Raw genomic sequence first — 23,039 nt, 5'->3', positions numbered from 1 at the left:
GGGACAAATCGCCGCGCGCCCGACCGTGTCGGCACGCCACGCACAACCACCGGGGAGCACCCATGTCGTCCACTTCGGCCGCCGTCGACCAGACGCGCCCATCCAGTCTGGTGCCGATGATCATCATCGGCGTCCTCTTCTTCATCTTCGGCTTCGTGACCTGGCTCAACGGTCCGCTGATCACCTTCGTGAAGCTGGCCTTCAACCTGGACGACGTCAACGCCTTCCTCGTGCCGATGGCGTTCTACCTGTCGTACTTCTTCCTCGCCCTGCCCTCGTCGTTCATCCTCAAGAAGACCGGCATGAAGAAGGGCATGGGCCTGGGCCTGTTCGTGATGGCCATCGGCGCGGTGATGTTCGGCCAGTTCGTGACCATGCGCGTCTACCCGGGAGCCCTCGTCGGCCTGTTCGTGATCGGCGCGGGTCTTTCGCTGCTGCAGACGGCATCCAATCCGTACATCTCGATCCTCGGCCCCATCGAGAGCGGGGCGCAGCGCATCGCCTTCATGGGCATCTGCAACAAGCTCGCCGGCGCGGCCGCGCCGTTCGTGTTCAGCGCGGTGGTGATGAGCAACATCCGCACGTTCGGCGACCAGGTGGCCGCCACCACCGACCCGGTGCAGAAGGACGCCCTGCTGGCCGCCTTCGCCGCCAAGGTGCACATGCCGTACATGGTGATGGCCGGCCTGCTGGTGGTGCTGGCGATCTGGGTGGTGCGTTCGTCGCTGCCGGAGATCAAGCCGTCGAGCGACAACTCCGAGCGCGCCATCGGCCACGCGAAAGGCAGCCTGCTGAGCTTTCCGCACCTGTGGCTGGGCGTGCTCTGCCTGTTCGTCTACGTGGGCGTGGAAGTCATGGCGGGTGACGCCATCGGCACCTATGGCCAGGGCTTCGGCATGAGCCCCGCCGACACGCAGCACTTCACCTCGTTCACCCTCATCGCGATGCTGGTCGGCTACGTGGCGGGCTTGTTGCTCATTCCCAAGTTCGTCTCCCAGCAGCGTTACCTGGCGTTTTCGGCGATCCTCGGCGTGGCGCTGTCGATCGGCACGTATCTGACCAGCGGCTACGTCTCGGTGGGGCTGGTCGCGGCACTGGGGTTCGCCAACGCCATGATGTGGCCGGCGATCTTCCCGCTGGCCATCAAGGGCCTGGGCCGGCTTACCGAATTCGGCTCGGCCTTCCTCATCATGGGCATCGCCGGCGGCGCGATCATCCCGGTGATCTTCGCCCACCTGAAGCAGACCCACGATTTCCAGGCCGTGTTCCTCTGCATCATGGTGCCCTGCTACCTGTACATCCTGTATTACGGCGCGGCGGGCCACCGCGTCGGGCAACACGTCAGGGACTGACGCACATATATCTTCGCCAGGAGACGGCCGTCCATTAGGATGGCCGTCTTGCCATAGAGGGTCGTAGATTGCGCAGCCCCACCATCAAGGACGTCGCCGAACGCGCGGGCGTCTCGCTGAAGACGGTATCCCGCGTCATCAACCACGAGCCGTCCGTGCACGCGCGCACCCGGGACAAGGTGCAGCGCGCGATCGAGGCGCTCGACTACCAGCCCGACCAGGCGGCGCGCAGCCTGCGCAGTTCGCGCACCTACGCCCTCGGCCTGGTCTACGACAACCCGAACGCGCACTACGTCATCGCCATGCAGAACGGCGTGCTGTCGGTGTGCCGGGAGCGCGGCTTCGGCCTGCAGATCCATCCCTGCGACTCCTCGGCCCCCCGGCTCGCCGAGCAGCTGGGCGACCTGGTCCGGCGCAACCGGCTGGCCGGCCTGGTGCTGTGCCCGCCGATGTCCGAGCAGCCCGCGCTGCTGGCCGCGCTCACCGAGCAGAAGGTGCCCTTCGTGCGGATCATCTCCGCGCGGAAGGATCCGAAGGACGGCTGGCCCTGCGTGTTCGTCGACGACCGCGACGCCGCCTACGCCATCACCGAACACCTCATCCAGCTCGGCCACCATCGCATCGGTTTCCTCTGGGGCGGCAAGGATCACCGCTCCAGCCCCGAGCGTTACCAGGGCTATGAAGACGCGCTGCGCGAGTACGGCCTGCCGGTGGACAAGAAGCTCGTGGTGGAAGGCGACTATTCCTTCGACGACGGCTTTCGCGGCGCCCGCAAGCTGCTCGCCCTGAAGGAGCCGCCCACCGCGATCTTCGGCTCGAACGACGAGATCGCCGCCGGCGTGCTGGCCGCCGCGCGCTCGGGTGGCGTCGACGTGCCCTGGGAGCTATCCATCGCCGGTTTCGAGGACAGCCCGTTCTCCAAGCAGTCGTGGCCCGCGCTTACCACCGCCCGGCAGAACACCGAGGAAATCGGCCGCCATGCGGCCCAGCGGCTCATCGCCGAACTCGACCGCGACGAAGGGCACGTGATCGACAACGAGGGTTTCAGCCCCGAGCTCGTGGTCCGCGGCTCGACGGCACCGCGCAGGCTCTGACGCCGGCACCCGGCCGATGCGCCGGGTGCGCTACGCTCTCTTAACACCTCATTTGTTAAATTTCCGGGGTTGTCTCCGCCGCGTTGCCTGTCGACGCGTTCCGCGGAGCATTCCCCGCGAGTCTTCCGACCGCGCCAGGCGACGCCTTCGACGCGTTGCGCATCCCTATCCCAGGACGGTCCTTCCGGCCATGCCGGCGTATGCCCGTCCGTGCGAACAGGAGCACGTAAGCATGCCGGACTACACCGGAAACGACGCCCACTTCGGTTGGTTCACCCGCCGCCGCGCGAACCTGAAGCCCGACGACCTCACCATCGTCGACGAGCCCATGCTGAGGCGAGCCGTCGGCGCCGCGGCGCTGGGCAACGCGATGGAATGGTTCGACTTCGGCGTGTACGGCTATCTCGCCGTCACGCTCGGTCACGTGTTCTTCCCCGGCAACAGTCCCACGGCGCAGGTGATCGCCACCTTCGCCACCTTTACCGTCGCGTTTCTCGTGCGTCCGCTCGGTGGCCTGGTGTTCGGCCCGCTGGGCGACCGTTTCGGACGCCAGCGCGTGCTCGCCGCCACGATGATCATGATGGCGCTGGGTACCTTCGCCATCGGCCTCATTCCCTCGTACGAACGCATCGGCCTATGGGCACCCGCCCTGCTGTTGCTCGCCCGCCTGCTGCAGGGCTTCTCCACCGGCGGGGAATACGGCGGCGCCGCGACGTTCATCGCCGAATATTCCACCGATGCGCGACGAGGACAGATGGGGAGCTGGCTGGAGTTCGGCACGCTCGGCGGCTACATCGCCGGCGCGGGCGTGGTGACCGCGCTGACGTCGCTGCTGGATGCGGACGCGATGCTCGACTGGGGCTGGCGGATACCCTTCCTCGTCGCCGGCCCGCTGGGCCTGCTGGGCCTGTACATGCGGATGAAACTGGAGGAAACCCCGGCATTCAAGGCGCATGCGGAAGCGATGGAGGTCCAGGGCGACGTGCCGCGCGTCGGCCTCCGGGAGCTGGTCGCCGTGCATGGGCCGCAACTGCTCAAGTGCATCGGCCTCGTGCTCGTGTTCAACGTCACCGACTACATGCTGCTCACCTACATGCCGAGCTACCTCACGGTGACGCTCGGTTACGGCGAGGCGAAGGGACTGCTGCTGATCCTCATCGTCATGCTGGTGATGATGCCGCTCAACGTGATCGGCGGACATTTCAGCGACCGCTTCGGGCGCAAGCCGATGATCATCGGTGCCTGCGTGGCGATGTTCGCGCTCGCGATCCCGTGCATGCTCCTGTTGGGTACCGGCAGCGACGTGCTCATTTTCACCGGCCTCATGCTGCTCGGCGTCGCGCTGGTCTGCTTCACCAGCACCATGCCGTCCACGCTGCCCGCGCTGTTCTATACGCCGGTGCGCTACAGCGCGCTGTCCATCGCGTTCAACGTATCGGTGTCGCTGTTCGGCGGCACCACGCCCCTGCTCACCGCGTGGCTGGTGGAGCGCACGGGCGACCCGCTGGTGCCGGCGTACTACCTGATGGCGGCGGCCGTCGTCGGCATGGTGACAATGGCATTCGTCACCGAAACAGCCGGCCTGCCGCTGCGCGGTTCGCCGCCCGCGGTGGCCGATCATGCCGAGGCACGCGAATGGCTCGCGGGCGACGCGCCGCTCACCGTCGATGCCGAACTGCCCGCCCCGGCGGACCCGCACGCCGCCGTAAGCGCGGGATAGTCGATCCCGTCCAGTGTCCGCACCGGCGTGTCCGCGGACACTCACGCCGCACCGCGCACCGCTGCGTGGCGCGCTTCGTGCCATGGCATGCAACTTGCTCCCGGCCGCTTGACCCGCCTGTCGCGCACGATGCGGCGCGGCACTCCACACAAGCGTGCAAGGACAATCGACGATGGGGACGAAAACCTGGGCAGGCCGGCTCGTGCTGGCCCTCGCATGGCTGCCGGCCATGGCGGGCGCCGAAGACCTGCTCGACATCTACCGGCAGGCCGTGGCCAACGATCCGGTGCTGGCCGGCGCGGATGCCCGTCGGCTGGTCGCGGCCGAAGCCGTGCCGCAGGCCCGGTCCGCGTTGCTTCCGCAGCTTTCCGCCGGCCTCCAACTGCAACAGTTCCATCCCGGCCGCATTTATGCCGACGGCAGCGACCAGGGCACGTCGGGCGACGGCGGACACAGTCGCGAACGCGACCTCTCGCTGTCGCTCGACCAGACCGTGCTCGACCTGTCGAAGTTCTCCCGCGAGCGCGGCGCGCACGATACCGCCGACGCCCAGGAGGAAACCTATCGCGGGGAACTGCAGAACCTCTACGTGCGCGTCGCCTCGGCCTATTTCGCCGCCCTCGTGGCGCAGGACCAGCTCGCCGTCTTCCGGTCGTACGAGGACGCGTACAAGCAGCAGCACGAGCAGGCCTCCGAATTGTTCAAGGACGGGCTGGCCCCGGCCTCGGACCTCAGCCAGTCCGAAGCCTATTACTTCTACATCCGCTCGCAACGCGTATCCGCGGAGGATGCCCTGAAGGACGCGCGCCGCGCCTTGCAGGAAATCACGGGCAAGGAACCCGGCCACCTGAAGACCTTGCGTGACGACCTGCCGATGCAGCCGCCGTCGCCGAACGACGCCAAGGCCTGGGTGGACCAGGCCATGAACATGAATCCGGATCTCCTCGCCGCCGGCCATCTGGTGAGCGCCGACGAGCATTCCATCTCGGCGGCTCGCGCCGGCCACCTGCCGACCCTCGGGCTCTCGATGGGTTACGACAAGACGGGCGCGTGGTCGAGCACGACGCGAGGCGGCGCGGGTTACGGTCCGGGCAATACCACGCTGGGCCTCGTACTCAACGTGCCCATCTTCAGCGGTGGGCTGACCCAGTCGCAGGTTCGCCAGGCGATCCACCAGCGTGACGCCGACCAGGAAGACCTCGAGGCCCTGCGCCGTCGCACCGCGCGCGATGCATACAACTATTTCAACCTCGTCGCCGACGGCATCGGCCAGGTGGAGGATGCCCGGGGATCGGTCGAGGCCGCGAAGAAGACGGTCGAGTCGATCAAGGCCGGTTACGACATCGGCACGCAGAGCCTGACCAACGTGGTGGTGGCCATCGAGATCCTCGCCAACGTGCGCACCCAGTACATCACGGTGCGCCACCAGTTCATCCTCAACAAGCTGCTGCTCAAGCGCGCGGCGGGCGTGGCGTCGCTGGACGACATCCAGGACATCAACCGCCTGCTCGAATGAACACCCGTCCCATCCCGGAGCGCCCCATGCTTTCCTATTACCTGCGGCTGGCCGTGGGCAGCCTGCGGCGGAACAAGACCGTCACCGCACTCATGATCGCCGCCATCGGACTGGGCATCGGCGCGTGCATGACGATGCTCACCGTGCTGCACGTCATGTCGGCCGACCCCATCCCCGGATCGAGCGCGATGCTGTTCCATCCCCAGGTCGAACCGCGCGACGCGGAGAGCGCGGGCAAGGATGCCGAGCCGCCGGACCAGCTCGCGTGGAGCGACGCCATGAACCTGCTGCGCGAAGGACGACCCGGCCAGCAGGCCGCGATGAGTGCCGGACGCGTGGTGCTGCACGCGCCCGGTGGCGAACGGAGCGCCAGCTTCGTGGACACGCGGTTCACCACGCCCGGCTTCTTTTCCCTGTTCGACGTGCCGTTCCTGGACGGGCATGGGTGGAGCGACGACGACGAGGAAAAGCGGGCTCGCGTGGTGGTGCTGGGACAGCATCTCGCCGAGCGTCTGTTCGGCAACGCGAAAGAGGCGGTCGGGCGCTCCGTCCGCCTGGGTGACGCCGACTTCAGGGTGATCGGCGTGATACGCCGCTGGCAACCCGTTCCGTTGTTCTACGACATCGGCCGCGGCGCCTACGCGCAGACCGAGGACATCTTCATGCCGCTCCACACGGCGGTGGACCTGCACATTCGCAATGCCGGCTCCGTCATCTGCTGGGGCGACAACGCGACGCTCGACCGCGACTCGATGGCGACGTCGAACGAATGCGTCTGGCTGCAACTCTGGGTGCGACTGGATACGCCAGCGCAGGTGGAGGCCTACCGGCATTTCCTCGTGAACTATTCGCGGGAACAGAAGGCCCTGGGGCGTTTCACCCTCGCGCCGAACGTTCGCTTGCGCAACGTCACCGAATGGCTCGAATACAACCGCGTGGTGCCCGGCGGCGTGCAGCTGCAGGCGCTGCTCGCCGTAGGCTTTCTGCTCGTATGCATGGTCAACACGGTGGCGTTGATGCTGGTGAAGTTCACCCGCCGCTCGGCCGAACTCAGCGTGCGCCGCGCCATGGGCGCGCGCAAGCTCGACGTCTTCATGCAATTGCTCGTCGAGGCCGCGATCGTCGGCGTCAGCGGCGGTGCGATCGGGCTTGCGCTGGCCCATGCCGGCCTGTGGATCGTCCGCCAACAGCCCAGCGACTACGCCTCGTTCGCCCGCATGGACGTCCCGATGCTGCTGTCCTCGGTGGCGCTCGCCGTGGCCGCTTCGCTTGCCGCCGCCGTCTTTCCGGCCTGGCGCACCTGCCGGCTACCGCCGGCCCTCGCCATCAAGATCCAGTGACCCGCATGCATCCGATCATCAAAGCCCTCAAGCATCACAAGACGGCCGCCGTCCTGTTGACCCTGGAGATCGCGCTCACGCTGGCGATCGTCGCCAACGCGCTGCTCGTCATCGGCGACCGGTTGGGAAGCATGACGGTCACGACCGGCCTCCCGGACGCCGAGCTGGTCTGGGTGAAGGTCTCGGGAACCGATCCGGGCATCTCCGCGACCGAATGGGAAGCGCGCACGCGCGCCGACCTGGCCGCCTTGCGCGGCATCCCCGGCGTGGAAAGCGTGGCCAACGTCAATTCCGTGCCGTTGAGCCCCACCGGCTACACGCAGCTCTGCCTCTATCTCAAACCGGGCTCCACGGATCGCCTCTGCAACGTCGCCCTCTACGCGGGCAGCCCGGGATACGTCGCGACCCTGGGATTGCACGTCGTCCGGGGGCGGAACTTCACCGACGGCGATCACGGACGCTTCGACCTGTTCGCGGTCGATCCCGGCGCACCGCCGCCGGTGATCGTGTCGCGGTCGATGGCCGCCCGCCTGTGGCCGGGCGAAGACCCGCTGGGCAAACCGGTGTACTTCGACAAGGACGGCATCCGCGCCAGCCGCGTCGTCGGCGTGAGCGGCCACCTGCTCAATCCCGTGCTCGCGGGCGACCCGGCAAAAGACGACCTGAACCTGCTCATGCCCGTCCTCGACGTCCACGACGGACGCTTCGTGCTGCGCGTGCGGCCCGGCACGGTCGATCGCGTCGTCGCCACGCTGCCGCGCGTGCTCGCCGCCAGCGATGACCGCCTGGTGATCAACAAGGTACAGCCGCTCGCGGAGACCGTTCACGACTATTTCCGTGACGACCGCGCGCTGGTGTGGCTGCTGCTCGGCGTGATCGCCAGCCTTCTGGCCCTCACCGGTTTCGGCATCTTCGGCCTCACCGGGTTCTGGGTGCAGGAACGCGTGCGCGTGATCGGCATCCGTCGCGCCCTGGGCGCCACCCGGACGGACATCCGCACCTATTTCCAGCTGGAGAACCTGGCCATCGTGACGGGAGGCGCGGCGTTGGGCGCGATCATGGCGTGGTCGCTCAACCTGTGGCTGATGCTCCGCTACGAACTGCCCAGGCTGCCGCTCCTGCCCGTGGCCGGCGGCGTGCTGCTGGTCTACGCGATCGGTCAGCTCGCGGTGCTGCAACCTTCGCTGAGGGCGTGCCGTGTTTCTCCGCTGGCAGCGGTGCGCCAGGCCTGACGGGCGGTCAGGCCATGACGGCGATGGCGGCGACCGCCAGGCCGATGCCCAGCCAGTTCATCGGCGAGAGTCTCTCGCGAAACCCGACCGCTCCCGCCAGGGTGCCCAGTGCCACCACGCCGACGTTCATGGAGGCGAAGACGAGCGATGGCGAGTCGGGCAACGCCCGGTGACCTTTCACGTAGAACAGGATGTTCGCGAAGTTGAAGGCCCCCAGCAGCACGCCGAATGCGAGGTTGCGCCCGGCGATCGACGCCTTGCCGGTGCCCGCGCGAACGAACGCGGCGATCCAGCACGGCACCAGGGCGATCAGGAAGGAAGCGAGCAAGCCGCTGGCGAAACTGGCGCCGGCCTGGGCCACGAGCTTGAAGCAGATGTCGATGGCGCCGAAGCCCGCGAAGACGAGCAGTGGCGCCCACCAGCCGCCCTTTTCGGCCGCGCCTTTTCGCCAGAGCACGCAGCACACCGCCGCGAGCGCGATGGCGATGCCGAGCGCCTTGTGCAAGGTGATCGTGTCGCCGAGGAAGACGAATGCCGCGAACAGGGAGACGAACAGCGAGAGCCGCTGCGCGACGTCGGTGCGCACGATGCCCGCCGTTCGCACCGAATGGGCCAGCACGACGAAGATCGCGGGCAGGAGGATGCCCAGCGCGATCAGCGGCGGCCAGGTGGCCGGGGCGTCGACGGCCGCCTGCGGCGTGGCGCCGAGCAGCCACCAGGCCATCAGCGAGGCCACTACGTAGTTCGTGGCCACCGCCTGCACGATGTCGATGTTCGCGCGACGGGCGAGCTTGAGCAGGACGGAGACGGCGACGCTGAAGGCGACGGCGAGGAGGATGTAGATCATGGGGCGAAGGATCGCATGAACGGGGTGGCGACGACCGGACTCACCGCCCTGGCTTCCGGCGTACGCGGGAACGACGCGAGGTAGAAATCCCCCTATCGTTATCCCTGCGCACACGGGTTCCCCAACACCGGACAACGACAAGGGGCAAAAAGTACCTCGCCGTCATCCCGGCGTACGCCGGGATCCAGCGCGGGGCATCCGGTTATCGTCCCGGCGTCGGATCGGCTCTCAACGGCGAAGCAGCGACGCCTCGCGCGCCAGCGCTTCGATCCCGGCGAAATCCCCCGCCGCCAGCTTGTCGGCCGGGGTCAGCCACGAGCCGCCTACGCAGGCCACGTTCGGCAGCGCGAGAAATTCCGGTGCGTTGGCGAGCGTGATGCCGCCGGTGGGGCAGAAGCGGATCTGCGGCAACGGCGACGCCCAGGCGCCGACCAGCTTCGGTCCGCCCGCCGGTACGGCGGGGAAGAACTTCTGGAAGCGATAGCCGCGCTCGAGCAGTTCCATCGCCTCGCTCGAGGTGGCCGCACCCGGCAGCAGCGGCAATTCGGAATCGTCGGCCGCGTCGAGCAGCCTCGGGCTGCTGCCCGGCGAGACGGCGAACTTCGCACCGGCCTTCCACGCCGCATCCAGATCCTTCGCCGTGAGCACGGTGCCCACGCCGACGAACGCGCCTTCCACCTCGGCCGCGATCGCGCGCACCGCGTCGAGCGCGGCGGCGGTGCGCAGCGTCACCTCGATGGCCGGCACGCCGCCGGCGACCAGCGCGCGCGCCATGCCGACGGCTTTCGAGGCATCGTCGATGATCACCACGGGAACCACCGGCGCCAGACGCAGGGTCGATTCCACGAGTCGCTGTTTCGCTTCGTTGCTCATCTCTACTCCGGGGGAATCAGAAAACGCCCGCGCCCAGGTCGGCCGCGACGGCCGACTGGCGGAACATGGCGAAGAGTTCGCGGCCCATGCCGGTGTGGTGCACCGAGAGGTCCACGTCGTCGGGAACGCGGGCGTTCCATTCATCGGCGTCGACCAGCACCTCGATGCTGCCGGTCACGGCATCCAGGCGGACGAGGTCGCCCGTGCGGATGCGCGCGATGGGGCCGCCGGCTTCCGCTTCGGGCGTGACGTGGATGGCGGCGGGCACACGGCCCGACGCGCCGGACATGCGGCCGTCGGTGAGCAGGGCCACGCGGTGACCGCGGTCCTGCAGCAGGCTGAGCGTGGGCGTGAGCTTGTGCAGTTCGGGCATGCCGCGCGCGCGCGGCCCCTGGAAACGCACCACCGCGACGAAGTCGCGATCCAGCTCGCCGCGATCGAAGGCAGCCTTCACGTCGTCCTGTTCGTCGAACACGATGGCGGGCGCCTCGATCACCATGCGATCTTCGGGCACCGAGGAAATCTTGATGACGCCGCGACCGACGTTGCCCTTGAGCATGCGCAGGCCACCGTCGTGACGGAACGGTTCGGCGATGGTGCGCAGCACGCCGCGGTTGCCGCTTTCCTTCGACACCGGCTTCCAGACCAGCTTGCCGTCCTCGAGCGTCGGCACCTTGCGGTATTCGCCCAGCCCGCGGCCCATGATCGTGTGTACGTCGTCGTGCAGCAGGCCGGCATCGAGCAGCTGGTCGATGAGGAAGCCCATGCCGCCGGCCTCGTGGAAGTGGTTCACGTCGGCGTAGCCGTTGGGATACACGCGGGCCAGCAGCGGCACCACGGACGAGAGCGCGTCGAAGTCGTCCCAGCGCAGGTCGATGCCGGCCGCGCGGGCGATGGCGACCAGGTGCAGCAGGTGGTTGGTGGATCCGCCCGTGGCGTGCAGGCCGACCACGCCGTTGACCACGGCGCGCTCGTCGATGATCCGGCCCAGCGGCAGGTAGTGCTCGCCCATCCAGTCGGTGGCGAGCACGCGTTCCACCGTGGCGGCGGTCAGCGCGTCGCGCAGCGGCGTATCCGGAGCCTCGAAGCTCGCGCCCGGCAGGTGCACGCCCATGATCTCCATGAGCATCTGGTTGGAGTTGGCGGTGCCGTAGAAGGTGCAGGTGCCCGCGCCGTGGTACGAGCGCGCCTCGGCCTCGAGCAGTTCGGCGCGCGTGGCCTTGCCGGCGGCGAAGGCCTGGCGCACCTTCGACTTCTCTTCGTTGGGAATGCCCGACGGCATCGGTCCCGACGGCACGAAGGCGCTGGCCAGATGGCCGAACGACAACGCGCCGATCATCATGCCCGGCACGATCTTGTCGCAGATGCCGAGGTAGAGCGCGCCCTCGTACATGTCGTGCGACAGCGACACGGCGGTGGCCATGGCGATGAGGTCGCGCGAGAACAGCGACAGCTCCATGCCCGGGCGGCCCTGGGTGACGCCGTCGCACATGGCGGGCACGCCGCCCGCCACCTGAGCCGTGGCGCCGAGCGAGCGCGCGACGCCGCGGATCAGCTCGGGGTAGCGCTCGTAGGGCTGGTGCGCCGAGAGCATGTCGTTGTACGAGGTGACGATGGCGAGGTTGGCGGCGTGACCGTGGCGCAGCGCGTGCTTGTCGTTTTCGGCGCAGGCGGCGAAGCCGTGAGCGAGGTTGCCGCACGACAGGTGGTGCCGCTTCGCGCCCTTGCCGCGCGCCGCGTCGATCTTCGCGAGGTAGGCGGCGCGCGTCGCGTGGCTGCGCTCGACGATGCGCTGGGTGACTTCGGCGAGGACGGGATGGATGGTCATGGCGCCCAGTACACGTCGAGCGCGACACGCGCGTGGGTGAGCACCGAACGGATCGGGAAGTCCTCGCCGGCCTCGGCCTTGGCGAGCACGTCCTTCTTGTCGGCTCCTTCGATGTGCAGGAACAACGCGCGCGTGTCGAGCACCTTCGGCAGCGTGAGCGTGATGCGCGGTTCGCCCGCGCCGCCGGCACGCATCGACAGCACGGTCTTCGTGCCGTTCGGATCGGTCGCTTCGGCGAGGTGGTCGCCACCGGGGAAGAACGACGCCGTGTGGCCGTCGCCACCCATGCCGAGGATCACCACGTCGAACGGCAGGCCGAGCGCGTCGATGCGTTGGCCCACGCCGGCCAGCGCGGCGTCGACGTCGTCCTTGTGCGCGCCGTCGAACAGCGGCAGGAAGGTGGCCGTGTGCGCTTCGTGATGCAGCAGATGCTCGGCGACGAGGCGCGCATTGGAACGATCGCTGTCGGTGTCCACCCAGCGCTCGTCGACGAGCGTGATGGTGACCTTCGACCAGTCGATCTCCTGCTCGGCGAGCACGGCGAACATCGTCTTCGGCGTGCTGCCGCCGGACACGGCGAGCGTGGCCTTGCCGCGCGCCTGGATGCCGGCATCGAGCTTCGCGGCGACGTCGCGGGCGAGCTGGTCGGCGAGCGTCAGCTTGTCGGTGAATTCATGGCGTTGGATGGTGGCGTTCATGCGGACTCCTCGGCCCAGGTACGGCCGTCGCGTTCGATGAGCGCCACGGCGGCGCTCGGGCCCCAGGTACCGGCGGTATACGGCTTGGGCGTGTCGCCGCCGGCTTCCCATGCATCGAGGATCGGACCCGCCCAGTTCCATGCGGCCTCGACCTCGTCGCGGCGCATGAACAGGGTGGGATTGCCGCGCACGACGTCGAGGATCAACCGCTCGTACGCATCGGGCTGCTGCACGCCGAACGCCGTCGCGAAGCTCATGTCCAGCGGCACGTGACGCAGGCGCAGGCCGCCCGGACCGGGATGCTTGATGGTCAGCCACAGCTTCACGCCTTCATCCGGCTGCAGGCGCAGCGTGAGGCGGTTGGGCAGCAGCGGGCCGCTGGTGGGGTCGAAGATCGAATGCGGCAACGCGCGGAACGTCACCACGATCTCCGACACGCGGCTGGGAAGCCGCTTGCCGGTGCGCAGGTAGAACGGCACGCCCGCCCAGCGCCAGTTGCCGATCTCCGCCTTGAGGGCGACGAAGGTTTCGGTCCGGGACTGGTCGCTGCCCAGTTCGTCGAGGTAGCCCGGCACGCCCTGGCCTTCGGCCGCGCCGGCGCGGTACTGGCCACGCACGGTGAGCTGCGCCGCGTTGGCGCCGTCGATGGGACGCAGCGAACGCAGCACCTTGAGTTTTTCGTCGCGCACGGCATCGGGTGCCAGCGACGACGGCGGTTCCATCGCGAGCATGCACAGCAGCTGCAGGATGTGGTTCTGCACCATGTCGCGCAGCGCGCCGGCACGGTCGTAATAGCCCGCGCGATGGCCCACGCCCACGGTTTCGGCCACGGTGATCTGCACGTGGTCGATGTGCTGGGCGTTCCACAGCGGTTCGAACAATGCGTTGCCGAAGCGCAGCGCCAGCAGGTTCTGCACCGTTTCCTTGCCCAGGTAATGGTCGATGCGATAGGTCTGCGATTCGGTGAACACCTCGGCCACCGCGTCGTTGATGGCGTTGGCACTGGCGAGGTCGCGGCCGATGGGCTTTTCGAGCACCACGCGCGAACCTTCGCCGTTGAGGCCGAGCGAGCCCAGGCGCTGGCAGATGTCGGTGAAGATCTCCGGCGACGTCGAGAGATAGAACACGCGGATGTGGTCGGGCCTCTCGCCCATCAGCTGGGCGAAGTCGTCCCAGCCGTCGGGCTTGCGGGCGTCGAGCGAACGGTAGGCGATCATCGCCAGGAACGCCTCGAGCTGCGCGGGGGCCACGTGGGCCACGCCCTTCTCGATCGCGGCGCGCACCTGTTCGCGATAGCCGGCGTCGTCCAGGCCTTCGCGGGCCACGCCGACGATCCGGCTCTTCGCCTGGATCTGGCCGTCCACGAAACGGTGGTACAGCGCGGGAAGGAGCTTGCGCACGGCGAGGTCGCCGGTGCCGCCGAAGATGACGAGATCGAAGGGTTCGATCAGAGGGAGGGGAGCGCTCACGACAGTCGCCTCAATGGAATCGATGGGTATGCCCAAGGATCGTACCAGTGACATACCAGGGGCTACCAGCCCCGTACCAGTCGGCGGACCGTTATCGGGCCTTTAACGGGGCGCTGACGTCCGAAAAACGTTTCCTTTGAAATTTAAATCGAGTCAAACGACCGTTGGGATGGTGGGCGCCCGGGCGGCAGGGGCATGGCGCTTGCCCGAGTGGTCGGCTATTGGTATCTTCGCTGGATGGAAAGCGCCCTCGTCGCCGAGTACCAACGCCTGCAGCACGATCCGGCCGCCCGGCAGCCGCTGGCGTACATGCGCCTGCGCCGTGCCATCCGCAACGTGATCGAAAACGGCGAGGTCCAGGTAGGCCACGCGCTGCCCAGCGAGCGCGATCTGGCCCGGGTGCTGACCTTGTCGCGGGTGACCGTGCGCAAGGCCATCGGCGGCCTGGTGGAAGATGGCCTGCTCACCCAGCGCCACGGCGCGGGCACCTTCGTTTCCGAGCGCATCGTCAAGCCGCTGTCGCGGATGACCAGCTTCACCGAAGATCTCCGGGCCCGTGGGCTCAACCCGCGATCGGAGTTCTTCGAGCGCGCCATCGGCGAGGTCACCCCGGAAGAATCCATGGCGATGAACCTCTCGCCGGGTACCCAGGTGGTACGCCTGCATCGGCTGCGCTACGCCGGCGACGAACCGCTGGCGATCGAGCGCAGCGCGGTGCCGCTCTCCCTGCTCCCCGATCCGCAGCTGGTGGAGGATTCGCTCTACGAAGCCCTCGACAAGCTCGGCAATCGCCCGTTGCGCGCCCTGCAACGCCTGCGCGCGGTCGTCCTCGGCCCGGCGCAGACGCGCCTGCTGCGCCTGTCGGCCGGCAGTGCCGGCCTCAATATCGAGCGGCGCAGCTTCCTGGAAGACGGACGCATCGTCGAATTCACCTGTTCCTGGTATCGCGGCGATATCTACGATTTCGTCGCCGAACTGCAAAGCGACTGACGGAAGCCCATGTCGATGACCACCTCGCCGCAAGACACCCTGATGTACCGCGAAGCGCACGAGACGGCCGACGTCGTCGAGCGGCAGCTCCAGCTCAACGAAGCCGTGGTGTCCGCGCTGGCCGAGCGCCTGCGCGCGCATCCGCCACGCATGATCATCACCTGTGCCCGCGGCAGCTCAGACCACGCGGCGATGTACGCCAAGTACGTGTTCGAGACCCAGCTCGGTGTGGTGACCGCGTCGGCCTCGCCGTCGGTCACCTCGATCTACCACGCCGACCAGCACCTGGATGGCGCGCTTTACGTCGCCGTGTCGCAGTCGGGCAAGAGCCCCGACCTGGTCCGCAACGCCGAGGCCGCCAAGAAGGCAGGTGCTTACGTGGTGGCCCTGGTCAACGTGGTGGATTCCCCGCTGGCGGACATCGCCGACGTCGTGGTGCCGTTGCATGCCGGCCCCGAGAAGAGCGTGGCCGCCACCAAGAGCTACCTCGGCGCGCTGTTCGCCATCCTGCACATCGCCGCGCGATGGAGCGGCAAGGCCGATATCGCCGACGCGCTCACCGCCCTGCCCGCGCAGCTGCGCGAAAGCTGGAACGCCGACTGGTCCGCGTTGACCGACGGCCTGGTCGATGCGCACAACCTGTTCGTGGTGGGCCGCGGCTTCGGCTTCGCGGGCGCGCTCGAGGCCGCGCTCAAGTTCAAGGAAACCTGCGGGCTGCACGCCGAGGCCTTCAGTGCCGCCGAGGTCAAGCATGGCCCGATGGCGCTCGTGGGCCCCGACTTCCCCGTGCTGTTCTTCGCGCAGAACGACGACACCCTGCCCGGCGTGCTCGACGTGGCCGCCGAATTCCGCAAGCGCGGCGCCCGTGTATGGGTGGCCGCGCCCGGCGCCCGGGGCGAAGACATCCTGCCGCTGGTCGCCACCGCCCCCATCGCGGCGCCGCTGCTCACCGTACAGAGTTTCTACCGGGCCACCGCGGCGCTCGCGCTCAAGCGCGGCTTCGATCCCGACGTGCCGCCGCACCTGAACAAGGTGACGGAAACGGTCTGACGCGGGCTCCGGCGCATCGATCCATCCTCCAAGGACTTCCCATGACCATCGCCCTCGTCAACGGCCGGGTACTCACCGATAACGGATTCCAGGGCGGCTTCGCCGTGCTGGTGGACGGCGACACGATCACCGGCCTCGCCCTGCACTCCGATCCCCGCGTGCGCGCGGCGGAACGCCACGACCTGGGTGGCCGCACGCTGCTGCCGGGTTTCATCGACTGCCAGGTCAACGGCGGCGGCGGCGTACTGTTCAACGACGCGCCCACCGTCGACACCATCCGTGCCATCGGCGAGGCGCACGCGAAGTTCGGCACCACCGGGTTCCTGCCGACGCTGATCAGCGACGACGCCGACGTGATGGCGAAGGCCATCGACGCGGTGAACGACGCCGTGGCGCAGGGCGTGCCCGGCGTGCTCGGCATCCATCTGGAAGGCCCGTTCATCGCGCCGGAGCGCAAGGGCGTGCACGACGCGGCCAAGTTCCGCATCGCCGATGCCGACGACATCGCGATGGTGGCGCGCCGCCATGGCGGCGTCACCCTGCTCACGCTCGCGCCCGAGCGCGCCAGCCCCGAGGTGCTTCGCCAGCTGATCGACAACGGCGTGATCGTCTGCGCCGGCCACACCGCGGCCAACTACGAGGTCACGCGCGATGCGCTGGCGATGGGCGTGCGCGGCTTCACCCATCTGTTCAACGCGATGACGCCGTTCACCAGCCGCGAACCCGGCGTGGTCGGCGCAGCGCTGGAAGACGCGGCGAGCTGGTGCGGATTGATCGTCGACGGCCATCACGTACATCCGGCCGCCCTGCGCGTGGCCATCGCCGCCAAGGCGCCGCACAAGATGATGCTGGTCACCGACGCCATGCCGCCGGTCGGCTCCGACAACCCGAATTTCGTGCTCAAGGGCGAAACCATCACCGCCCGCGACGGCGTCTGCCAGACCGCCGACGGCACGCTGGCCGGTTCGGCGCTGGACATGGCCGGTGCCGTGCGCAACACCGTGAACATGGTCGGCGTCGCGTACGACGAAGCGGCACGCATGGCGTCGACCTATCCGGCCGCGTTCCTCGGCCTCGGCGGTACGCACGGACGCATCGCCGCGGGATGCCGGGCCGACTTCGTGGTGATGGATGACGCCTACGCCGTGGGCGAGACGTGGATCGGCGGCAAGCGGGTATTCGTCGCCGCCTGACGATGTCGCTTCGCAGGGTTCGCCGATACGATCGGCTCCCACCCCTTCGGTAGACAACCTTGCTACCGAAGGGGTGGGAGCCGATCGTATCGGCGAACCAAGGGTGCCTCTCGCGCAAAAAAAGCCGGCGACTCCGCGCCGGCTCGAGTACAGGGGAGAGGATGGAAAGCCGCCCGGATACGCTGCCCGGACGGCCGTGCGGGAGCCGTTAAAGCGAGAAGTCGTACCGCACTCCGAAGCGGAAGTACCGCGGCGACTGGAACGCGATCGGGCGACGGTAATCCGGATTCACCGCCGGCAGCCCGTTGGCGTCGACCGTATCCAGCTCACCGGTGTCCACCTGGCCCACCACGCGCTGCTTGCCCGCCACGTTGAATACGGCGGCGGTGAAGGCCAGCGGCTGCTCGGCCCCGGCCCACATCGGACGGTATTCAGCGTTGAGGTCGAGACTCCACGTCCACGGCAGGCGGCCACGCGAACCGCGGGGCGCCGGCTGGAAGCCGCATTCGAAATACGACGCGCCGTACTGGATGGCATCGACCGGATCCTGGCCCAGGCAGTTCTTCGGACGGCCGGTGGCCATCGCGACGTTGGCGCCGACCAGCCACTCGGGGCTGGCCTGCCAGTAACCGTAGGCCTTCAGCTGGTGCGTACGGTCGTTCGGCAGCGGGCCGTTCGAATACTGCATGATTTCCGGCGCGTCCCAGTCCTGCGTCACCGACGGGTCGAGCTGGCCGATGTCCGATTTCAGCTGGCCTTCGGAGTTGCCGTAGCTGCGCGAGAACGTGTAATCGACGCGACCGTACCAGTTGTCGGCCAACTGGTGCTCCAGGTAGAGCTCCAGCGAGTAGTACTTGCGCTTGAGCGGGGGGAACGCCACGCCGGCGGGCGAGGTGAAGTCGTCCTTGGTGAGGTGGAACGGCACCAGCGTGCCGTTGCCGTCCACGTCGACGTTGAAGGTGTTCGACTCGCCCGGATTGAACAGGTAGCAGCCCGGGATCGAGGCGTTGCTGATGTCGATGCCGTTACGCGCCGCGTACTTCTCGAAGGGACGACTGTCGCAGAAGTCGTCGATCGAGCTCCTCAGCTTGCGGTACGTGGCCTTGGCACCGAAGCTCCAGTTGGCGCCGAGGGCCTTGTCGAAGCCGAGGATGTACTCGTCCTGGTAGTACGCCTTGATGCCGACCGCCGCGATGGTCTTCGGATTCAGCGGCGTGCCGTCCTCGCCATTGAGATACGCGCGCGTGCCGATCTGTACCGGATCCGCCGGTGCCCCGGTGATGGGGTCGATTCGCGTATAGGTGTAGTACTCGGAGTAATACGTGGACGCCGATGCGCCGCGAATGGCCACGTTCGACGGAATCGCCAGGTGATAGCGGCCCGCGTTGGCGTACAGCTTGAACGTGGAATCGCCGAACACGTCCCAGGTGACGCCCAGGCGCGGGGCGAGCTGGTGGCGCTGCTTCACGTAGGTCTCGCCGTCGCCGTTGATGTTCTTGAACTGCTCGTTGCGCAGGCCGATGGACGCCATCCAGCGATCGGTGATCTGCCACTTGTCTTCGATGAACTGGGCCTCCTGCTCCACCTTCACGTTGGCGCCGGTCTGGAACAGGCGTTTCTGGGCGAAGTAGTCGACACCCGGCGGCACGACGATGCCACGGCTGGGGATGTCGCCGGCGGCGGCGTAGATCCAGCGATAGCCACCCTCGTAGATGTTGCCCGAGTAGGACTCCAGCGTCTGGTTGTCGACACCGGCGCGCAGGTCGTGGTCGCCCACGTGGTATTCCACGTCGAGGCGCCAGCCCTTGGTCTTGTCCTTCGCGCCGTCGCCGAGCACCGTGCCGTTGACCAGGCCGCAACCGACGATCTTCTCGCCGGCCGGGATGCCCGCGCGGTTGTCGAGGATCCACGGGCAGTTCGATGCACCGGCGTAGTTGAGGTTGCGCTCATGGCGCGTATAGCTGTGACCGTACAGCGCGTTGACGGTGAGTTCGTCGGTCAGGTACCCGGTGTACTTGCCGATGTAGACGTCGCCGCCCGGTGCCGAACCCGCGCCCGCGTCGAAGTTCTTCAGGTTGTCGGTGCCCAGGTACTGCGCACGGTTGCCGGTGGCGTAGTCGTACGCATACACGCTGCGCTCGATGTTCGACTTGTCGCCGAGGCCGGTCACTTCGAGCAGGTGGTTATCGGTGATGTTCCAGTCGATCTTGGCCATCCACTTGGTGGCCTTGGCTTCCTGGTTGGTGCGCTGCGCCGTGACGCTGTTCGAGGTGCTGGTGAGGTTGGAACGGGTGAAGTCGCCCGCGGCGAACAGGAACAGCTTGTCCTTGATCAGCGGACCGCTGATGTAGCCGGTGTACTGCGTGTCGCCGCTCTTGTTCTCCTCGCGGTACTGGTACAGCTCGCCGTTGGTGCGATAGATGTTCTTCGGATTCTGGCGCAGGCCCTTGGGCGTGACGTACAACCCGAAGCCGGCCTTCCACTCGTTGCCGCCGCGCTTGGTCACGATGTTGATCACGCCACCGGTGGAGCGGCCGTATTCGGCACCGTAGCCGCCGGTGTAGATCTGCTGCTGGTCGATGGCGTCGAACGGCAGGCTGGTGAAGCCCAGGCCGGTGAGCGCGTTGGTCACCGCGTAGCCGTTGATGTAGTACTGGTTTTCCGACGCCGACGAGCCACCGAACGAGGCCACGTTGCCGTAGCGGGAATCGCCCGATACCACGCCGGGCGCGAGAAGCGCGGCCGCGGTGACGTCACGCGCCAGCGGGATTTTCTGCAATTGCTGCGAGGTGAGCACGGTGCGCGAGTCGACCGACGAGACGTCGATCGCCGGCAGGGCGTTGCCGGTGACCTGCACGCCTTCGAGGGTCTGCGCCGAGGCGGTGGTCGCGGCGCTCGCGCCGGCGAAGGAAACGTCGACGCCGCCGCCGATGTTCACCTGCACGTTATCGCGAGTTTCCACCGTCTGGCCGCCGCGTTCGAGCGTGACCTTGTAACGGCCGATCGGCAGCGAGGGCACGCGGTAGCGGCCTTCGGCGTCGACGCCGGTGTCGCGGGCGAGACCGGTATCGAGATTTTCCAGGTGCACCGTGGCGCCCTCCGGCTGCGCGACGCGACCGAAGACCACGCCCGAGGCATTGGACTGCGCGAAGACGGAGCCGCTGGCGAAACAGAGCGCCAGGGCGACACAGAGAGTGGAACGGCGCGGCACGCGGCCGCCGGAATGGATGCGAAGCATGATGTGACCTCCCCGAAGTGAACCGCAAACGAGCCCTTCCACGGCATGGCCGGGCCCAACGTTTCAATCGACGCCGTCACACCCGCCCGGTATCTCTCCGGCTCGAGCGCCCCCTGTCAACGCAACATCTTGCGTTCGACAGCATCCCGTCCCGTTTACTCGCAAATGTTTGCGAATGTCAAGCTCTCGTTAGAAATTCGTGACTTGGACCCCGTCGGGGACTAAAGTGGCGCCCGTTCGGGTGTCCCGACCGGCGTTCGGCCGGCGGGATGAAACGGGAAGCCGGTGCGCCGCTTGGGCGGCAAGGCCGGCACTGCCCCCGCAACGGTAAGCGCAGGGAGGGAAGGCCCTCCTCGGACCGGCCATCGGCCACTGCCCTCGCGGGCGGGAAGGCGCCGGTCACGAGCCACGAGCGGTGGCGACGCGCGAGTCCGGAGACCGGCCCGAGTGGACGTCTCTTCTGAGAAAGGTCTCAGGGGAGCGTTTCCTGTTACGGACGATTCGCGGCGGGCGGATCCGGACAGCCCGGCGGCTTCGTCCGCGTGTGCCGTTCGCCTTCCTCCGCCACGACGTCCATCGCATCGTGATCGAGGAACCCGTTCCATGAAGAAGACCCTGCTCGCGGCGGCCCTGCTGTCGTCGATTTCCATCGTCGCCCACGCGGACGAGGCCGACCGGCTCGACCCGGTGGTGGTGACCGCCAACCGCGCGCCCACGCCGGCCGACGAGGTAATCGCCTCGGTCACCGTGATCTCCCGCGACGACATCGAGCGCATGCAGCCGGTGAGCGTGCAGGATATCCTCACCGGCTTGCCCGGCGTGGTGGTGTCCAACACCGGCGGCATCGGCCAGCAGACCTCGCTGTTCATGCGCGGCACCAACAGCGCGCACACCCTGGTGCTGCTCGACGGCGTGCGGGTGGGCACGGTGGGCGCCGGCCTGCCCGCGTACGAGCAGTTGCCGGTCGAGCAGATCGACCACATCGAGGTGGTGCGTGGCCCCCGCTCGAGCCTCTACGGTTCGGATGCCATCGGCGGCGTGATCCAGATCTTCACCCGCCACGGCGAGGCCGGGCAGGCGCCGACCCCGACCGTGTCGGTATCCGGCGGCAGCCACGGCTACACGGCGGGCCAGGTCGGCGTCTCCGGCGGCACGCGGCACGGCTGGTACAACGCCAGCCTGGGCGGCCAGTACACCGCCGGCATCAATGCCTGTCGCGTCGGCGCGGGGGACGTCTTCAAGGGCTGTTTCACCAACGAGCCCGACCACGACGCCTCGCGCACCTACAACGGCGCCCTCTCGGGCGGCTACCGCTGGGACGACGGTACCGAGCTGACCGGCAGCTGGCTGCGCAGCAAGGGCGACATCGAGTACGACGGCGACTTCCAGAACCTCACCCGCCGGTCGCAGCAGGTGGCCGGCGCGAAGCTGGCCTTCGACGTGGCGGCCGCCTGGCGCATGTCGGTAAGCCTGGGCCAGAACCAGGATCGCGCCGACAACTACCTCAACGGGATCGGCAAGGCGGTGCTCGACCCCGTCACCTTCGCGCCTGTCGTGGTGGACCCGGACAAGTACCGCGTCGGCTACCTGTATTCGAAGCGCAACCAGGCCTCCTGGCAGAACGATTTCACCCTCGCCACGGGCCAGACCCTGAGCGCCGGCGTGGATTTCCAGCAGGAGAAGCTGCGCAGCGATACCGATTACCTCAAGGACAAGCGCAACAACACCGGCGTTTTCGCGCTCTACCAGGGTGTGTTCGGCCCGCACGAGATCCAGCTGGTGGCCCGCCACGACCATAACGAGCAGTTCGGCAACCACGACACCGGCTCGGCCGCCTACGGTTTCTCCTTCGGCGAGGGCATGAAGGTCACCGCGTCGTACGGCAGCGCGTTCCACGCGCCCACGTTCAACGACGAGTTCTATCCCTACGGCGCGCCGGTCGACCTCAAGCCGGAGACCTCGCGCACGGCCGAGATCGGGTTGTCGGCCCACCGAGGCGTGTGGAACTGGGCCGTCAACGCCTACCAGACCAAGGTGGACGACCTGATCGGCTCCGATGCGCACTTCATTCCGGTCAACGTGAGCGAAGCACGCATCCGCGGGCTCGAGGGCCAGGTCGGTGCCGACGTCGACGGCTGGCACCTGCGCGGCTACGCCACCTTCCAGCAACCGAAGAACCGCGACGGCGGCGTCGAGCACGACAACCTGCTGGCCCGGCGCCCCGAGCGCACCGCCCGCGTGGACGTGGACAAGGACGTCGGTTCGTTCACGGTCGGCGGTTCGGTCTACGCGGCCGGATACAGCTACGACGATGCCGCCAATACCGAACGCCTGGGCGGTTACGCCACCGCGGACCTGCGCGCCACCTGGCACGTGGACCGCGACTGGAGCGTGCAGGGGCGCGTGGCGAACGTGGGCGACAAGCGTTACGAGACCGCCGCGTACTACAACCAGCTCGGTCGCACGTATTACCTCACCGTGCGCTTCTCGCCCTCGCGCTGAACCGTTCGCCGATGCGATCGGCTCCCACCCCTTCGGTAGCGGGCTCACTACCGAAGGGGTGTGAGCCGAAGCGGTGAGTAAGCAGGGACCGAAACGC

General features: G+C 67.8%; 16 protein-coding genes and 1 riboswitch. Of the genes, 10 read left to right on the top strand and 6 right to left on the bottom strand.

Annotated features, from left to right (window positions below; all coding sequences use genetic code 11):
- Nucleotides 1-62 precede the first annotated feature (62 nt).
- The 6 genes from JNG39_RS12420 (at nucleotide 63) to JNG39_RS12395 (ending at nucleotide 8,254) form a co-directional block, all read left to right on the top strand.
- Complete coding sequence (locus JNG39_RS12420; RefSeq protein WP_368311744.1) at nucleotides 63-1,352, top strand: sugar MFS transporter; 1,290 nt, start codon at nucleotides 63-65, stop codon at nucleotides 1,350-1,352.
- Between the two features lie 68 nt (nucleotides 1,353-1,420).
- Nucleotides 1,421-2,446: a LacI family DNA-binding transcriptional regulator gene (locus tag JNG39_RS12415; protein ID WP_368311743.1), complete on the top strand. Its 1,026-nt coding sequence runs from the start codon at nucleotides 1,421-1,423 to the stop codon at nucleotides 2,444-2,446.
- Nucleotides 2,447-2,678: 232 nt separating this feature from the next.
- Nucleotides 2,679-4,166 (top strand): glycine betaine/L-proline transporter ProP, encoded by a 1,488-nt coding sequence (gene proP / locus JNG39_RS12410; RefSeq protein WP_368311741.1) that lies wholly within the window; start codon nucleotides 2,679-2,681, stop codon nucleotides 4,164-4,166.
- A 172-nt stretch (nucleotides 4,167-4,338) separates the two neighbouring features.
- A complete protein-coding gene (locus JNG39_RS12405; RefSeq protein ID WP_368311740.1) occupies nucleotides 4,339-5,682 on the top strand; it encodes a TolC family outer membrane protein in 1,344 nt (447 codons plus the stop codon).
- Nucleotides 5,683-5,708: 26 nt separating this feature from the next.
- On the top strand, nucleotides 5,709-7,022 hold the full coding sequence (locus JNG39_RS12400) for an ABC transporter permease (RefSeq protein WP_368311739.1): 1,314 nt from the start codon (nucleotides 5,709-5,711) through the stop codon (nucleotides 7,020-7,022).
- A 5-nt stretch (nucleotides 7,023-7,027) separates the two neighbouring features.
- Nucleotides 7,028-8,254: an FtsX-like permease family protein gene (locus JNG39_RS12395; RefSeq protein WP_368311738.1), complete on the top strand. Its 1,227-nt coding sequence runs from the start codon at nucleotides 7,028-7,030 to the stop codon at nucleotides 8,252-8,254.
- A gap of 7 nt (nucleotides 8,255-8,261) precedes the next feature.
- Here the strand turns inward: JNG39_RS12395 and JNG39_RS12390 are convergent, their stop codons facing one another.
- From JNG39_RS12390 to zwf, 5 genes are all read right to left on the bottom strand, one after another.
- Nucleotides 8,262-9,101: an EamA/RhaT family transporter gene (locus JNG39_RS12390; protein ID WP_368311737.1), complete on the bottom strand. Its 840-nt coding sequence runs from the start codon at nucleotides 9,099-9,101 to the stop codon at nucleotides 8,262-8,264.
- Between the two features lie 228 nt (nucleotides 9,102-9,329).
- Nucleotides 9,330-9,974 (bottom strand): bifunctional 4-hydroxy-2-oxoglutarate aldolase/2-dehydro-3-deoxy-phosphogluconate aldolase, encoded by a 645-nt coding sequence (gene eda, locus JNG39_RS12385; RefSeq protein ID WP_368311735.1) that lies wholly within the window; start codon nucleotides 9,972-9,974, stop codon nucleotides 9,330-9,332.
- A 16-nt stretch (nucleotides 9,975-9,990) separates the two neighbouring features.
- Nucleotides 9,991-11,802: a phosphogluconate dehydratase gene (gene edd / locus JNG39_RS12380; RefSeq protein WP_368311733.1), complete on the bottom strand. Its 1,812-nt coding sequence runs from the start codon at nucleotides 11,800-11,802 to the stop codon at nucleotides 9,991-9,993.
- Nucleotides 11,799-12,500, bottom strand: coding sequence for a 6-phosphogluconolactonase (pgl, locus tag JNG39_RS12375; RefSeq protein WP_368311732.1), 702 nt, complete (start codon nucleotides 12,498-12,500; stop codon nucleotides 11,799-11,801). The genes edd and pgl overlap by 4 nt, the downstream gene beginning before the upstream one ends.
- The gene (gene zwf / locus JNG39_RS12370; RefSeq protein ID WP_368311731.1) at nucleotides 12,497-14,023 is read right to left on the bottom strand and encodes a glucose-6-phosphate dehydrogenase; all 1,527 of its coding nucleotides are present in this window, start codon (nucleotides 14,021-14,023) and stop codon (nucleotides 12,497-12,499) included. The genes pgl and zwf overlap by 4 nt, the downstream gene beginning before the upstream one ends.
- A 183-nt stretch (nucleotides 14,024-14,206) precedes the next feature.
- Between zwf and JNG39_RS12365 the strand changes: the two genes are divergently transcribed.
- Genes JNG39_RS12365 through nagA form a run of 3 tightly spaced genes read left to right on the top strand, consistent with a single transcriptional unit; the run spans nucleotide 14,207 to nucleotide 17,202 of the window.
- Entirely contained in the window at nucleotides 14,207-14,959 is a 753-nt protein-coding gene (locus JNG39_RS12365; RefSeq protein WP_247375376.1) for a GntR family transcriptional regulator, read from the top strand.
- Nucleotides 14,960-14,968: 9 nt separating this feature from the next.
- On the top strand, nucleotides 14,969-16,009 hold the full coding sequence (locus tag JNG39_RS12360; protein WP_368311730.1) for an SIS domain-containing protein: 1,041 nt from the start codon (nucleotides 14,969-14,971) through the stop codon (nucleotides 16,007-16,009).
- A 41-nt stretch (nucleotides 16,010-16,050) separates the two neighbouring features.
- Nucleotides 16,051-17,202 carry an N-acetylglucosamine-6-phosphate deacetylase gene (nagA, locus tag JNG39_RS12355; protein ID WP_368311729.1) on the top strand — a complete coding sequence of 384 codons (1,152 nt, stop codon included), beginning with the start codon at nucleotides 16,051-16,053 and terminating at the stop codon, nucleotides 17,200-17,202.
- Between the two features lie 208 nt (nucleotides 17,203-17,410).
- Here nagA and JNG39_RS12350 read toward each other — a convergent pair whose 3' ends face one another.
- The gene (locus JNG39_RS12350) at nucleotides 17,411-20,440 is read right to left on the bottom strand and encodes a carboxypeptidase regulatory-like domain-containing protein (RefSeq protein ID WP_368311728.1); all 3,030 of its coding nucleotides are present in this window, start codon (nucleotides 20,438-20,440) and stop codon (nucleotides 17,411-17,413) included.
- A 222-nt stretch (nucleotides 20,441-20,662) separates the two neighbouring features.
- A riboswitch (cobalamin riboswitch) is annotated at nucleotides 20,663-20,902 on the top strand.
- Between the two features lie 141 nt (nucleotides 20,903-21,043).
- On the opposite strand from JNG39_RS12350, the gene JNG39_RS12345 reads away from it, so the two are divergent.
- Nucleotides 21,044-22,942 (top strand): TonB-dependent receptor, encoded by a 1,899-nt coding sequence (locus tag JNG39_RS12345; protein WP_368311727.1) that lies wholly within the window; start codon nucleotides 21,044-21,046, stop codon nucleotides 22,940-22,942.
- The last annotated feature ends 97 nt before the right edge of the window (nucleotides 22,943-23,039 follow it).

The organism is Luteibacter sp. CQ10 (assembly GCF_040900725.1).
Taxonomy (GTDB): Bacteria; Pseudomonadota; Gammaproteobacteria; order Xanthomonadales; family Rhodanobacteraceae; genus Luteibacter.
Note: the sequence above shows the minus strand (reverse complement) of the source record. Positions and strands in the feature narration are given on the sequence as shown.